15 protein-coding genes are annotated in these 12,347 nt (G+C 65.1%); 10 read left to right on the top strand and 5 right to left on the bottom strand.

Going from position 1 to position 12,347, the window contains the following annotated elements:
- Nucleotides 1-22: 22 nt before the first annotated feature.
- Complete coding sequence (purB, locus tag GGR25_RS18940) at nucleotides 23-1,330, top strand: adenylosuccinate lyase (RefSeq protein ID WP_183400439.1); 1,308 nt, start codon at nucleotides 23-25, stop codon at nucleotides 1,328-1,330.
- Between the two features lie 63 nt (nucleotides 1,331-1,393).
- The gene (locus GGR25_RS18945) at nucleotides 1,394-1,870 is read left to right on the top strand and encodes a glutathione peroxidase (RefSeq protein ID WP_183400440.1); all 477 of its coding nucleotides are present in this window, start codon (nucleotides 1,394-1,396) and stop codon (nucleotides 1,868-1,870) included.
- Nucleotides 1,871-1,946: 76 nt separating this feature from the next.
- Here the strand turns inward: GGR25_RS18945 and GGR25_RS18950 are convergent, their stop codons facing one another.
- From GGR25_RS18950 to GGR25_RS18960, 3 genes are read right to left on the bottom strand one after another with little or no spacing between them, the layout of a single operon-like run.
- The gene (locus GGR25_RS18950; protein ID WP_343068134.1) at nucleotides 1,947-2,669 is read right to left on the bottom strand and encodes an MIP family channel protein; all 723 of its coding nucleotides are present in this window, start codon (nucleotides 2,667-2,669) and stop codon (nucleotides 1,947-1,949) included.
- A 53-nt stretch (nucleotides 2,670-2,722) separates the two neighbouring features.
- Nucleotides 2,723-3,496, bottom strand: a complete 774-nt coding sequence (locus GGR25_RS18955; RefSeq protein ID WP_183400442.1) for an HpcH/HpaI aldolase family protein — start codon at nucleotides 3,494-3,496, stop codon at nucleotides 2,723-2,725.
- 16 nt (nucleotides 3,497-3,512) lie between these two features.
- The gene (locus GGR25_RS18960) at nucleotides 3,513-3,836 is read right to left on the bottom strand and encodes a DUF1476 domain-containing protein (protein WP_183400443.1); all 324 of its coding nucleotides are present in this window, start codon (nucleotides 3,834-3,836) and stop codon (nucleotides 3,513-3,515) included.
- A gap of 281 nt (nucleotides 3,837-4,117) precedes the next feature.
- Between GGR25_RS18960 and purC the strand changes: the two genes are divergently transcribed.
- From purC to purQ, 4 genes are all read left to right on the top strand, one after another.
- Nucleotides 4,118-4,882, top strand: a complete 765-nt coding sequence (purC, locus tag GGR25_RS18965) for a phosphoribosylaminoimidazolesuccinocarboxamide synthase (RefSeq protein ID WP_183400444.1) — start codon at nucleotides 4,118-4,120, stop codon at nucleotides 4,880-4,882.
- Between the two features lie 127 nt (nucleotides 4,883-5,009).
- Nucleotides 5,010-5,522 (top strand): hypothetical protein, encoded by a 513-nt coding sequence (locus GGR25_RS18970; protein WP_183400445.1) that lies wholly within the window; start codon nucleotides 5,010-5,012, stop codon nucleotides 5,520-5,522.
- Between the two features lie 81 nt (nucleotides 5,523-5,603).
- Nucleotides 5,604-5,846, top strand: a complete 243-nt coding sequence (gene purS, locus GGR25_RS18975; RefSeq protein ID WP_183400446.1) for a phosphoribosylformylglycinamidine synthase subunit PurS — start codon at nucleotides 5,604-5,606, stop codon at nucleotides 5,844-5,846.
- An 11-nt stretch (nucleotides 5,847-5,857) separates the two neighbouring features.
- Entirely contained in the window at nucleotides 5,858-6,514 is a 657-nt protein-coding gene (gene purQ, locus GGR25_RS18980) for a phosphoribosylformylglycinamidine synthase subunit PurQ (protein WP_183400447.1), read from the top strand.
- Nucleotides 6,515-6,517: 3 nt separating this feature from the next.
- Here the strand turns inward: purQ and GGR25_RS18985 are convergent, their stop codons facing one another.
- Entirely contained in the window at nucleotides 6,518-6,910 is a 393-nt protein-coding gene (locus GGR25_RS18985; protein WP_183400448.1) for a hypothetical protein, read from the bottom strand.
- A 138-nt stretch (nucleotides 6,911-7,048) separates the two neighbouring features.
- On the opposite strand from GGR25_RS18985, the gene purL reads away from it, so the two are divergent.
- The 4 genes from purL (at nucleotide 7,049) to GGR25_RS19005 (ending at nucleotide 10,704) form a co-directional block, all read left to right on the top strand.
- Nucleotides 7,049-9,262, top strand: coding sequence for a phosphoribosylformylglycinamidine synthase subunit PurL (purL, locus tag GGR25_RS18990; RefSeq protein WP_183400449.1), 2,214 nt, complete (start codon nucleotides 7,049-7,051; stop codon nucleotides 9,260-9,262).
- A gap of 42 nt (nucleotides 9,263-9,304) precedes the next feature.
- Complete coding sequence (locus tag GGR25_RS18995) at nucleotides 9,305-9,538, top strand: BolA family protein (RefSeq protein WP_183400450.1); 234 nt, start codon at nucleotides 9,305-9,307, stop codon at nucleotides 9,536-9,538.
- Between the two features lie 126 nt (nucleotides 9,539-9,664).
- On the top strand, nucleotides 9,665-10,000 hold the full coding sequence (gene grxD, locus GGR25_RS19000; protein ID WP_183400451.1) for a Grx4 family monothiol glutaredoxin: 336 nt from the start codon (nucleotides 9,665-9,667) through the stop codon (nucleotides 9,998-10,000).
- 224 nt (nucleotides 10,001-10,224) lie between these two features.
- On the top strand, nucleotides 10,225-10,704 hold the full coding sequence (locus GGR25_RS19005) for a BA14K family protein (protein ID WP_183400452.1): 480 nt from the start codon (nucleotides 10,225-10,227) through the stop codon (nucleotides 10,702-10,704).
- 579 nt (nucleotides 10,705-11,283) lie between these two features.
- Here the strand turns inward: GGR25_RS19005 and GGR25_RS19010 are convergent.
- Nucleotides 11,284-12,285 carry an LLM class flavin-dependent oxidoreductase gene (locus GGR25_RS19010; RefSeq protein ID WP_183400453.1) on the bottom strand — a complete coding sequence of 334 codons (1,002 nt, stop codon included), beginning with the start codon at nucleotides 12,283-12,285 and terminating at the stop codon, nucleotides 11,284-11,286.
- Nucleotides 12,286-12,347: the final 62 nt, after the last annotated feature.

Below are 12,347 nucleotides of genomic sequence, written 5' to 3' on the forward strand. Positions count from 1 at the left end.
CGACAGAGATGAGGTGCCTTCCATGATCCCGCGCTATTCGCGCCCCGAGATGACGGCGATCTGGTCGCCGGAGACGAAGTTCCGGATCTGGTTCGAGATCGAGGCGCATGCGCTCGACGCGCTCGCGAAGCTCGGGACCGTGCCGGCAGAGGCGGCGAAGACGGTCTGGGAAAAGGGTGGCGCCGCCACGTTCGACATCGATCGCATCGACGAGATCGAGCGCGTGACCAAGCATGACGTCATCGCCTTCCTGACGCATCTCGCCGAGATCGTCGGCGAGGATGCGCGCTTCGTGCACCAGGGCATGACCTCGTCCGACGTCCTCGACACCTGCCTCAACATCCAGCTCGTGCGCGCGGCCGACATCCTGATCGCCGATGTCGATCGCCTGCTTGCCGCGCTGAAGGCCCGCGCCTACGAGCATCGCGACACGGTCACGATCGGTCGCAGCCATGGTATCCACGCCGAGCCGACGACCTTCGGCGTCAAGCTCGCCCAGGCCTATGCCGAATTCGATCGCAACCGCGCCCGCCTCGTCGCGGCGCGCGACGAGATCGGAACGGTCGCGATCTCCGGCGCGGTCGGCTCGTTCGCCAATATCGACCCGGCAGTCGAGGAGCATGTCGCCGCGGCGCTCGGCCTCAAGGTCGAGCCGGTCTCGACGCAGGTCATCCCGCGCGACCGCCATGCCATGTTCTTCGCGACTCTCGGCGTGGTCGCCTCGTCGATCGAGCGCCTCGCGACGGAAATTCGCCATCTCCAGCGCACGGAAGTGCTCGAGGTCGAGGAATATTTCTCGCCGGGCCAGAAGGGCTCGTCGGCCATGCCGCACAAGCGCAACCCGGTTCTGACCGAGAACCTCACCGGGCTCGCGCGTCTCGTGCGCGGCATGGTCGTGCCGGCCATGGAGAACGTCGCGCTCTGGCATGAGCGGGACATCTCGCATTCCTCGGTCGAGCGCATGATCGGCCCGGATGCGACCGTGACGCTCGATTTCGCGCTCGCCCGTCTCGCCGGCGTGATCGAGAAGCTCATGGTCTATCCCGAGAACATGCAGAGGAACCTCGACCGTCTCGGCGGCCTCGTCCATTCGCAGCGCGTGCTGCTCGCACTGACCCAGAAGGGCGTGTCGCGCGAGGACGCCTATGCGCTCGTGCAGCGCAATGCCATGAAGGTCTGGGAAAAGGGCGCCGACTTCCTGACCGAGCTCAAGGCCGATCCGGATGTGCGCGCGGCGCTCTCCGAGGCCGAGCTCGAGGAGAAGTTCGACCTCGGCTATCACACCAAGCATGTCGATACGATCTTCCGCCGGGTGTTCGGCGAGGCCTGACGAGGCTTGCGGCGGTCGGGGGGCAGCCTATGTTCAATGCCCAGGCAGCGAACAGGAACCCCCATGACCGCCTCTCTCTACGCAATCCCCCTGAAGCGGATCGACGGCAGCGAGGCGACGCTCGCCGACTATGCCGGCCGCGTCCTTCTCGTCGTCAACGTCGCCTCCAAATGCGGCCTGACCCCGCAATATGACGGGCTCGAAGCGCTCTACGCCAAATACAAAGACCGCGGCCTGACCGTTATCGGCTTCCCGGCCAACAATTTCGCGGGCCAGGAGCCGGGCGGCAATGACGAGATCCTCGAGTTCTGCCGCTCGACCTATGGCGTCGATTTCCCGATGTTCGCCAAGATCTCGGTGAAGGGCGACGACCGCCATCCGCTCTATGACGCGCTGGCAGGCGACGAGGACATCAGCTGGAACTTCGAGAAGTTCCTGATCGGGCGCGACGGCAAGGTCGCCGCCCGCTTCTCGCCGAAGACCGTTCCCGAGGATGCGGCCGTCGTCGCGGCGATCGAAGCCGAACTCGCCAAGAACTGAACGTTCTCTTGTCTCGAAAATGCAAAGAGCCCGCCTTTCGGCGGGCTCCCTTGTTCGTGGGAAAAGTTCGACCGACTCAGGTCTCGCCGCCGTAGAGGATCGCCGCGCGATAGACGAAACCGGCGATCGCTGCGCCGAGCAGCGGCGCCACGATGAACAGCCAGAGCTGCGAGATCGCGGCCCCACCCGAGAACAGCGCCGGCCCGATCGAGCGTGCCGGATTGACCGAGACGCCGGTGACGTTGATGCCGACGATATGGATCATCGTGAGCGTCAGGCCGATGGCGAGGCCCGCGAAGTGATGCGGCACCAGCTTGTGGGTGACACCGAGGATGACGACGAGGAAGATGAAGGTCGCGACCGTCTCGAAGACGAAGGCCGAGACGACATTGTATTCGCCGAGATAGCCGGGGCCCCAGCCATTGGCGCCGAGCCCGCCGGTCCAGCCCGATGCCTTGCCGGTCATGATCAGATAGAGCACAAGCGTGCCGACGATCGCACCGAGGATCTGTGCGATCACATAGGTGACGAAGTCACCGGCCGACATGCGGCCCGCAATCAGCGCGCCGAGGCTGACGGCCGGATTGACGTGGCAGCCGGAGATCGGGCCGATCGCATAGGCCATTGCGACGATGGCGAGGCCGAACGCGAAAGCAATGCCGAGGACGCCGACAGTCGTCGCGCCGGCAATGGCCGGTCCTGCGATGACTGCGGCGCCGCAGCCGAAGAATACGAGCGTGAATGTACCGATGAACTCGGCGAGAGCCTTCTGCATTTCCTCAACCCCTTGAAGTGCGATTCGCCCCCGGGGAGAGAATAGCGCCACGCTTGAAGCGCGGCAAAGCCGGCGAACTATTGCGCGCCCGCTTCCGCCAGCATGGCACTGGCGCCGGCACGCAAGTATCCGCCGTCGCTGCCGATCGCCACCAGATCGAAGCCGAGCGCGGCATAGCCGCGGGCCTGCGCTCCGGTGATGGCATAGGTCGCGGCAAACTTGCCCGCCGCCTTCACCGCGGCGAGAATCGCGCCGATGGCCTCGACATTGTCGGCGCGCAGCGGATCGACCGAACCACCATTCGCGAGCGCGATGGAGAGGTCGGACGGACCGACGAAGATGCCGTCGATGCCCTGCACGGCCAGGATTTCGTCGACCAGTGCCATCGCTTCGCGCGTCTCGATCATGGCGAAGGCGAGCGTCTGACCGTTGGCGCCACGCAGATAGGCGACCGGATCGGTCGCGCCTGCAAGCTGCATCGCCCGAACCGGGCCCCAGCTCCGTTCGCCGATCGGCGGATATTTCATCGCCCTGGCGAAGGCGTGCGCATCGGCGACCGAGTTGATCATCGGCGCGATCACGGCAGCCGCGCCCATATCGAGCGCACGGCTCGCCATCGCGAAGTCGCCGACGGGAATGCGCACCACCGCAGGCTTGCCGGCGAGCGCGACGGCACCGATGCAGCGCATCACGCTCGCGGGATCATGCAATCCATGCTGCATGTCGAGCGTGACGCAATCAAAGCCCGCGCGTGCGGAAGCCTCGGCGACCAGCGGCTCGGGCATGGCCACCCACGCCGAGAACCGGCAGGGCTCCCCGGCGAGAAGCGATACGAGCGTTTCAGCGGCCATGATTGCGCCGATCGCGTCAGCCTTCGGTACGGATCTGTTCGATCGCCTTGGCGAGCAGCTCGTCCATCGTCCGGCGGATCTGGTGGTCAGACTGCGCGACGCCGGCAGCGTCGAAATCCTGGCGGATCTTGCGGAACACGTCCTCGTCACCCTGCTCTTCGAAGTCGGCGGAAACGACCTCGCTGACATAGGCCTCGGCAGCGTCGCCGCTCTTGCCGAGCAGGCCGGCAGCCCAGAGCCCGAGTTGCTTGTTGCGGCGCGCAGCGGCCCGGAACTTCAGCTCCTCGTCGAGGGCGAAGCGGTTCTCGAAGGCGTCCTCGCGCTTGTCGAACGTCGTCATGAGCATTTTCTCCGGTGGTTTCAGGGCTCTCGCCGGCCGGCCCTTGCATATCGTGCAGGATTCACCAAATCAACGTCCGATACGTCATTGGGGAGCAGCACGGCGACGGCGGGGCCGCGGCGGAAAGCGTCGCAGCATCGAACGTTGTGAATTGACGTGCGATCGAGTAGGTTCTCGCCGCGCGAACGGCCCCCGGACTGAACGCGATAGTTTCGCCGCGGCGAATCCCGATATATTGGAACCCCGGCCATATGGACTTCCTCAAACCACGGTATGTGCCCATGAACCGCCGTCGGCGCATCTATGAGGGCAAGGGCAAGATTCTCTTCGAAGGACCCGAGCCCGGCACGCTGATTCAGTTCTTCAAAGACGACGCCACCGCCTTCAACAAGAAAAAGCACGAGATCGTGGACGGCAAGGGTGTGCTCAACAATCGGATCTCCGAGCACATCTTCACGCATCTCAATCGGATGGGCATTCCCACGCATTTCATCCGCCGGCTCAACATGCGCGAGCAGTTGATCCGCGAAGTCGAGATCATTCCGCTCGAGATCGTGGTGCGCAACATCGCTGCCGGATCTCTGGCAAAGCGCCTCGGACTCGAGGAAGGCACTGTCCTTCCGCGCTCGATCATCGAGTTCTACTACAAGGCCGATGCGCTCGACGATCCGATGGTCTCCGAGGAGCATATCACGGCCTTCGGCTGGGCGACGCCGCAGGAAATCGACGACATCATGGCGCTTGCCATCCGCGTCAACGACTTCCTCTCCGGCCTCTTCCTCGGCGCCGGAATCCAGCTCGTCGATTTCAAGATCGAGTGCGGCCGGCTCTGGGAAGGCGACATGATGCGCATCGTCGTCGCCGACGAGATTTCGCCGGACAGCTGCCGGCTCTGGGACGTGGCAACCCAGAACAAGCTGGACAAGGATCGCTTCCGCCGCGACATGGGCGGCCTCGTCGAGGCCTATCAGGAAGTCGCGCGCCGTCTCGGCATCCTGATCGAGCCCGAGCGCCCGCAAGGCGGCGGCCCGGTTCTGGTGCAGTAAGCCAGCCAAACGGCTCGAACATCATCAAGGGCGGCGATCATCATCGCCGCCCTTTTTGTTTGCCTCTCGACAGCGCCCCGCCGCGCAACTAGCGTGACGCCGATTCAACCAGCGGATGCGGGGGCTCATGACGCTGTTTCGACTGATATCGCTTGTCTTCTTGGCCAGTCTCCTTGGCTCCGGATTCGCTGCTGCGGCACGCGCGGAACCGACGATTGCGATGAGCGGCGAAGGATGGAAAGCAAAGAAGACTTTCCAGGGCATCGAATATAGCTGCGACGTGCCGGCCTGTGGCGGGATAGCGATCGTCGGCTTGGTCCGGACAAAGGTCCTTTCCGACACGGAAGACAGACTTAACAAGCCCTACGTCAATATCCGTGCGTTCGTGAACGATATGCTGCTCTATGCTTATGATGGGCAATACGGCGGCTGGAAATTCACCGAGGTGAGAAAAACGAAGACGGCCGACTATACGGCAGTGCACATGATAGGCGTCTACCAGGATGTCGATGTCGCGATCATGCTGATCGTACAAGGAGGAAGGATGTTCATTCTTTCTTCGGTGGGCGAATCCCCCAGCCTGGCTCGTGCGAATCTGGCCAAGGCCTTCAAGAGCGGCGATTTTCGCCGTCCGGGATAGAGTCCGCACTTTCCTTCCGGCGATGTCCGTCCTATGACGCGGGAACCGATTGCCGACTGGAAACTCGCCGACAGGATGCCCATGAAAGCCCGCGTCACCGTCACCTTGAAGAATGGCGTCCTCGATCCGCAGGGCAAGGCGATCGAGGGCGCGCTCGGATCGCTCGGCTTCGCCGGCGTCGCCAGCGTCCGCCAGGGCAAGGTCTTCGACATCGAAGTGGCGGAGACCGACGCCGGCAAGGCGAAAGCGGAACTCGAGGCCATGGCCGCGAAGCTGCTGGCCAATACCGTCATCGAGAACTATCGCGTCGAGATCGTGGGCTGAGGAGACCTGACGTGAAATCAGCCGTCGTCGTCTTCCCCGGCTCCAATCGCGAACGGGATATGGTCGCCGCGCTCGAGAAGGTCGGCGGGCATCGTCCGGCCGTCGTCTGGCATGGCGATCATGACCTGCCGAAGGTCGACCTGATCGTCATTCCCGGCGGCTTCTCTTATGGCGACTATCTGCGCTCCGGCGCGATCGCGGCGCGCGAGCCGATCATGGACGCGATTCGCCGCGAGGCGGAACGCGGGGTCGCGGTGCTCGGCGTCTGCAACGGCTTCCAGATCCTCTGCGAGGCGGGTCTGCTGCCGGGCGTGCTCATGCGCAATGCCGGCCTCAAATTCATCTGCAAGGAAGTGAAGCTGCGCGTCGAGACGACCGATTCGGCCTTTACCGCCCGCTACGACAAGGGCGCGGTGATCCGCTCGCCCGTGGCGCATGGCGACGGCAACTACCGCGCCGATGACGAGACGCTGGCCCGCCTCAAGGGCGAGGACCGGATCGCGTTCCGCTATGTCGGCAATCCGAACGGCTCGATCGACGACATTGCCGGTATCCTGTCCGAGAAACGCAATGTTCTCGGCATGATGCCGCATCCGGAGAACCTGATCGAGCCGCTGAATGGCGGTCTCGATGGGCGCCCGCTCTTCGAGAGCCTGCTCGCCGCCTGAGGCTCAGACCTTGACCGGATAGTCGGCGAGTTCCGGCCGCATCGCCTCGATGACGAAGTCGACCAGGGCGTCGGGCGCGTCGAGGTAGAATTCGCGGTCGGAATAGGCGCCGACCGTGGCGACGAGGCCCTTCGAGCCCAGCCATTCCGCAAGCTTTTCAAGATCTTGCCGCGGCGTCTCGCTCAGGAACGAAACCTGCGAGCGCTCCCGCTCCGGGTCGTCGCGCGAGGCGGCGACGCGCGAGAACTGCAGGTCGATATTGGCGCCGGGCTGCCGCATCCAGATCGCGCGGGCGTTGCGGCGCAGCTCGACGAAGCCGAGCTGATCGCGGAAGAGCGCGACGACCGTTTCGAAATGCGTCTCGGCGACGCGATTGGCGACGTGATTGAACTGCAAGGCGATCTCTCCGGCAACGAGAGGGCGATCTAAGCCGGGCAACTCGGCAGGCGCAATCGGCGAAGAGTCTCTTCGGGCCATTTACAGAGGCCGCTTCGCGCACTATCGCATGCTGCATCGCCACGTCCGAGGTATCCCGTGCTTCCGAACGACACGCCGATCACGCCCGAACTCGTCGCCAGCCATGGCCTGAAGCCTGACGAGTACCAGCGCATCCTGGACCTGATCGGCCGGACGCCGACATTGACCGAGCTCGGCATCTTCTCGGCGATGTGGAACGAGCACTGCTCGTACAAATCCTCGAAGAAGTGGCTCCGTACGCTGCCGACCACCGGGCCGCGCGTCATTTGCGGCCCCGGCGAAAATGCTGGCGTAGTCGACATCGATGACGGCGAAGCCATTGTTTTCAAAATGGAGAGCCACAACCATCCGTCCTTCATCGAGCCCTATCAGGGCGCGGCGACCGGTGTCGGCGGCATCTTGCGCGACGTCTTCACCATGGGCGCGCGGCCGATCGCGGCGATGAATGCGCTGCGCTTCGGCGCGGCCGATCATCCCAAGACGCGCCATCTCGTGTCGGGCGTCGTTTCCGGCGTCGGCGGCTATGGCAATTCCTTCGGCGTGCCGACCGTGGGCGGCGAGGTGAATTTCCACCCGCGCTACAATGGCAACATCCTCGTCAACGCCTTCGCGGCCGGCCTCGCCCGCGCGGACCGGATCTTCTATTCGAAGGCCGAGGGCGTCGGCCTGCCGGTCGTCTATCTCGGCTCCAAGACGGGGCGCGACGGCGTCGGCGGCGCGACCATGGCTTCGGCCGAATTCGATGAATCCATTGAGGAAAAGCGCCCGACGGTCCAGGTCGGCGATCCCTTCTCCGAGAAGCTGCTGCTGGAAGCCTGCCTCGAACTGATGGCCACCGGCGCGGTCATCGCGATCCAGGACATGGGCGCGGCCGGCCTCACCTGCTCGGCGGTCGAGATGGGCGCCAAGGGCGATCTCGGCATCGAGCTCGACCTCGACAAGGTGCCCTGCCGCGAGGAGGGCATGAGCGCCTATGAGATGATGCTTTCGGAGAGCCAGGAGCGCATGCTCATGGTGCTCCGCCCCGAGCAGGAGGCCGAGGCCGAGGCGATTTTCCGCAAGTTCGGGCTCGATTTCGCGATCGTCGGCTACACGACCGACGACCTCCGCTTCCGCATCCTGCGGCATGGCGATGTCGTCGCCGACCTGCCGATCAAGGATCTCGGCGACCAGGCGCCGGAATATGACCGCCCCTTCGCCCGCAAGCCGCCATTGGCGAAACTCGCGGCCGAAGACGTCGCCGAGCCGAACGACTATGCCGCGGCGCTGCTGAAGATCGTCGGTTCGCCCGACATGGCGTCGCGCCGCTGGGTGTGGGAGCAGTATGATCACCTGATCCAGGGCAACACCGCGCAGCGCCCCGGCGGCGATGCCGCGGTGGTCCGCGTCGAGGGTCACGAGAAGAAGGCCCTCGCCTTCTCGCTCGATGTCAGCCCGCGCTATTGCGAGGCCGATCCCTTCGAGGGCGGCAAGCAGGCGATCGCCGAATGCTGGCGCAACCTGACCGCGGTCGGCGCGGAGCCGCTGGCGGCGACCGACAACCTGAATTTCGGCAATCCCGAGAAGCCGGAGATCATGGGCCAGTTCGTCGGCGCCATCGAGGGCATCGGCGCGGCCTGCCGGGCGCTCGACTTCCCGATCGTCTCGGGCAACGTCTCGCTCTACAACGAGACCAGCGGCGTCGGCATCCTTCCGACCCCGGCGATCGGCGGCGTCGGCCTGCTGCCGGATCTCTCGGTGATGGCAACGGTCGCCTTCAAGCAGGCGGGCGACGTGGTTCTGCTGATCGGCGAGGCCGGAACGCATCTCGGCCAGTCAATCTATCTGCGCGAGATCCTCGGCCGCGAGGAAGGCGCCCCGCCGCCGGTCGACCTCACGACGGAGCGGCGCGCCGGCGATCTGGTGCGCGGCCTGATCCGCGGCGGCGAGGTGACGGCCTGCCACGACGTTTCCGATGGCGGCCTCGCGGCGACGCTCGCCGAGATGGCCATGGCCGGCGGCATCGGCGCGGCGATTCGCCTGCCCGAGGGCATCGCGGCGAAGCATGCCTATCTCTTCGGCGAGGATCAGGCGCGTTATGTCATGACGGCACGGCCCGATGGCGTCACCGCGATCGAAGCGGCGGCAGCGGCGGCCGGCGTTGCGGTGACCCGGCTCGGCACGGTCGGCGGCACGGACCTTGCAATCGCGGATATCGCAGCCATATCGGTTGCAAAGCTCACGGAAGCCCATGAGAATTGGTTTCCGGCTTTCATGGCCGGCGAACTCTGACTCGCCGGCCGCGAAGGGCCGCAACGGTCCAGGGGACATGACATGCCGATGCATGCGCGCGACATCGAGAGCCTCATCAAGTCGGCCCTGCCCGACGCCAAGGTCGTGATCCGCGACCTCGCCGGTGATGGCGATCATTATGCGGCGGAGGTGGTCTCCGAGCAGTTCCGCGGCAAGAACCGCGTGCAGCAGCACCAGATGGTCTATGCCGCGCTCAAGGGCAATATGGGCGGCACGCTGCATGCGCTGGCGCTGCAGACGAGTGCGCCGGACTGAAATCCCTTTGCCGTCTTGTCGCCCTGATCGAGGTGCAGCGCTCTCGACAGGACGATGACGAGCGCTTACCTAGTTTCCATGTTTCCGTTCCCGGCCTTGAACCGGACAACGCAAGGACACCCCACAATGAGCGATATTGAGAGCTTCATCGACAGCGAGGTGAAGTCCAACGACGTCGTGCTCTTCATGAAGGGCACCCCGGCCTTCCCGCAGTGCGGCTTCTCGGGCCAGGTCGTGCAGATCCTCGATTACCTCGGCGTCGACTATAAGGGCATCAATGTGCTCGCCGATCCCGAGATCCGTCAGGGCATCAAGACCTATTCCAACTGGCCGACCATTCCCCAGCTCTATGTGAAGGGCGAGTTCGTCGGCGGCTGCGATATCGTGCGCGAGATGTTCCAGGCTGGCGAGATCCAGGCCTATTTCACCGAGAAGGGCATCGCGGTCGCGCAGACCGCCTGATCGTCGATCGATCTCTCTTCCGACGAGAGGCCCGCCCGGGCGACCGGCGCGGGCCTTTTCGCGTTCGCGCCGACCCTGACGATCCGCATCCGGAACCTTCCTCCGCCTCGCCCGTTCTTTCTGCAAGCGGACGGCGACACCAGCGTCGCGGCGATCTGGCCGAGTTTCCAAAAGCTTGGCAATCCCCGCCTTGGCGCGCGGTCGAACAGAAGAAAGGGTCCCATATGTTCAAGACACCGATCATTGGAGCGATCTCGGCCGCGATGGTCGCGGCTTCGATGGCGGCCGTGCCGACCACGGCACAGGCTGCAAGCGTGGCATTGCCCGACGGTTCCTACCAGGTTGCGCAATGGGATGGACCGCCGCGCGGTCAGGGCTGGGGCGGCCCCGGCCGGGGTGGCCCCGGTTGGCGAGGCCCGGGTGGACCCGGTCCGCGCTATTACAACTATCCCCGCGGCCATCGCTATTATGGCTGGCGTGGCCCGGGCTATTACGGCGGCAATTACTACGGCAATCCCAACGCGGCCCTGGCGGCCGGCGTTCTCGGCCTCGCCCTCGGCGCGGCGATCGCCGGCTCAGCCAACCAGCAGCGCTATGGCAACGACTATGTCGCTTATTGCTCACAGCGCTATCGCAGCTTCAACCCGGCAACGGGCACCTTTACCGGCTATGACGGCCGGCAGTATCGCTGCGTGATGCCGTAAGACGCGATCGCATGAAGCAACAGAGCCGGCGCCTCAAGGGGCGCCGGCTTTTTTGTGCGCGGACCGTCTCCCGGAGCGTTGTCGCGCGGCGCGGTATTGTGGCCAGCACGGTGAACGCACCATCACGGCCCAGTCATCGGCAGGACTGCAACTCTCATCCCCTCAAGGGCGAGCCATCGCGCCGAACTCCCCTCTTCACCTCTCCCTGAGGGAGAGGTCGGCGCGGAGCGCCGGGAGAGGGTTTACGGCCTCTCCGGAGGGTTCCCTAAACACTCTCCCGCCGGCCTGCGGTCGTCGACCTCCCCCTCAGGGGGAGGTTAAGAAAGGTCAGGATCACGCCCGACCATCCCGCGGGCGATAGCCCTCCCCACGAAAGTGAGGGAATCGCCTCCCGACTTGTACGTCAGCCGCTATCGCATTGACTCAGAGTCGATGATGGCCACCGCCCCTGCCCTCTCCCCCTTGGGGGAGAGCTAGCAAGGAGGAAGGCCGGACATGGAGCGCCGATCTCGCCGGAACCACGTCCCGCCCCTGCCTCAGCGCGGAACCAGGCAAATCCAGCGTCGCTTCCCCGGCGCCCTACCCGTTCTTCGCTTCCATGATGATCTCGAACGAGCGGAGGCGGTCGACCGGGTCATAGAAGTCGGAGGTGATGATCAGCTCGTCCGCGCCGGTTTGCTGGACGAAATCCTCCAGCCGGCGCTTGACCGTTTCGGGGCCGCCGATGACCGCGACGCCGAGATGCGTGCCGACATAGGCCTCTTCGCGTTCGTCCCAGAGGCCGTCCATGCTTTCAACGGGCGGGACGAGCACGGTCGGCCGGCCGCGGACGAGATTGATCAGGCGCTGGAAGGTCGTGGTGGCCAGATAGTTCGCCCGCTCGTCGGATTCGGCGGCGATCACCGGCAGGCCGACCATGACATGCGGCTTGTCGAGATATTCGGACGGCTTGAAGAAGTGGCGATGCACCTCGATCGCCTCCATGAGCCGCTGCGGCGCGAAATGGCTCGCGAAGGCGAAGGGCAGGCCGAGCATGCCGGAAAGCTGCGCCGAGAAGGTCGAGGAGCCGAGCAGCCAGACCGGCACGTTCGAGCCCGAGCCCGGCACCGCCCGGACGCGCTGCAATTCGCCGGCGGGCGCGAGCAGCGCCAGCAACTCCTGCACATTGCGCGGGAAGGCGTTTTCGTCGTCGGCGAGGTCACGGCGCAGCGCCCGCGTCGTCAGCGGGTCCGTTCCCGGCGCGCGACCGAGGCCGAGGTCGATGCGGCCGGGATAAAGCGCCTCCAGCGTGCCGAACTGCTCGGCGATGATGATCGGCGCATGGTTCGGCAGCATGACACCGCCCGAACCGACGCGGATGGTCGATGTCGCGCCGGCGATATGGCCGATCAGGACCGCCGTCGCTGAGGATGCGATGCCGGGCATATTGTGATGCTCGGCCAGCCAGAAGCGCTTGTAGCCGAGCGCCTCGACGTGACGCGCGAGCGCCACCGAATTGACGAAGGCATCCGAAATCGTGCCGCCCTGGCGGACCGGCGCGAGGTCGAGAACGGAAAGCGGCGTATCGGCGAGTGTCGGCATAGGCGGGCGTCCGGATCTGTGGCTGGCCACACCATGTAGGTGCCAAACAGGGCGACAGGAGG

This window comes from Kaistia hirudinis (assembly GCF_014196455.1).
GTDB classification, from domain to species: domain Bacteria; phylum Pseudomonadota; class Alphaproteobacteria; order Rhizobiales; family Kaistiaceae; genus Kaistia; species Kaistia hirudinis.

Bases quoted from the DNA above. Each gene is read 5' to 3' on its own strand.
- grxD (WP_183400451.1), top strand. From the start codon at position 9,665: ATGAGCGATATTGAGAGCTTCATCGACAGCGAGGTGAAGTCCAACGAC.
- GGR25_RS18945 (WP_183400440.1), top strand. From the start codon at position 1,394: ATGACCGCCTCTCTCTACGCAATCCCCCTGAAGCGGATCGACGGCAGC.
- GGR25_RS18995 (WP_183400450.1), top strand. From the start codon at position 9,305: ATGCCGATGCATGCGCGCGACATCGAGAGCCTCATCAAGTCGGCCCTG.
- purB (WP_183400439.1), top strand. From the start codon at position 23: ATGATCCCGCGCTATTCGCGCCCCGAGATGACGGCGATCTGGTCGCCG.
- GGR25_RS18960 (WP_183400443.1), bottom strand. From the start codon at position 3,836: ATGACGACGTTCGACAAGCGCGAGGACGCCTTCGAGAACCGCTTCGCC.
- purC (WP_183400444.1), top strand. From the start codon at position 4,118: ATGAACCGCCGTCGGCGCATCTATGAGGGCAAGGGCAAGATTCTCTTC.
- purS (WP_183400446.1), top strand. From the start codon at position 5,604: ATGAAAGCCCGCGTCACCGTCACCTTGAAGAATGGCGTCCTCGATCCG.
- GGR25_RS18970 (WP_183400445.1), top strand. From the start codon at position 5,010: ATGACGCTGTTTCGACTGATATCGCTTGTCTTCTTGGCCAGTCTCCTT.
- GGR25_RS19005 (WP_183400452.1), top strand. From the start codon at position 10,225: ATGTTCAAGACACCGATCATTGGAGCGATCTCGGCCGCGATGGTCGCG.
- GGR25_RS19010 (WP_183400453.1), bottom strand. From the start codon at position 12,285: ATGCCGACACTCGCCGATACGCCGCTTTCCGTTCTCGACCTCGCGCCG.
- GGR25_RS18955 (WP_183400442.1), bottom strand. From the start codon at position 3,496: ATGGCCGCTGAAACGCTCGTATCGCTTCTCGCCGGGGAGCCCTGCCGG.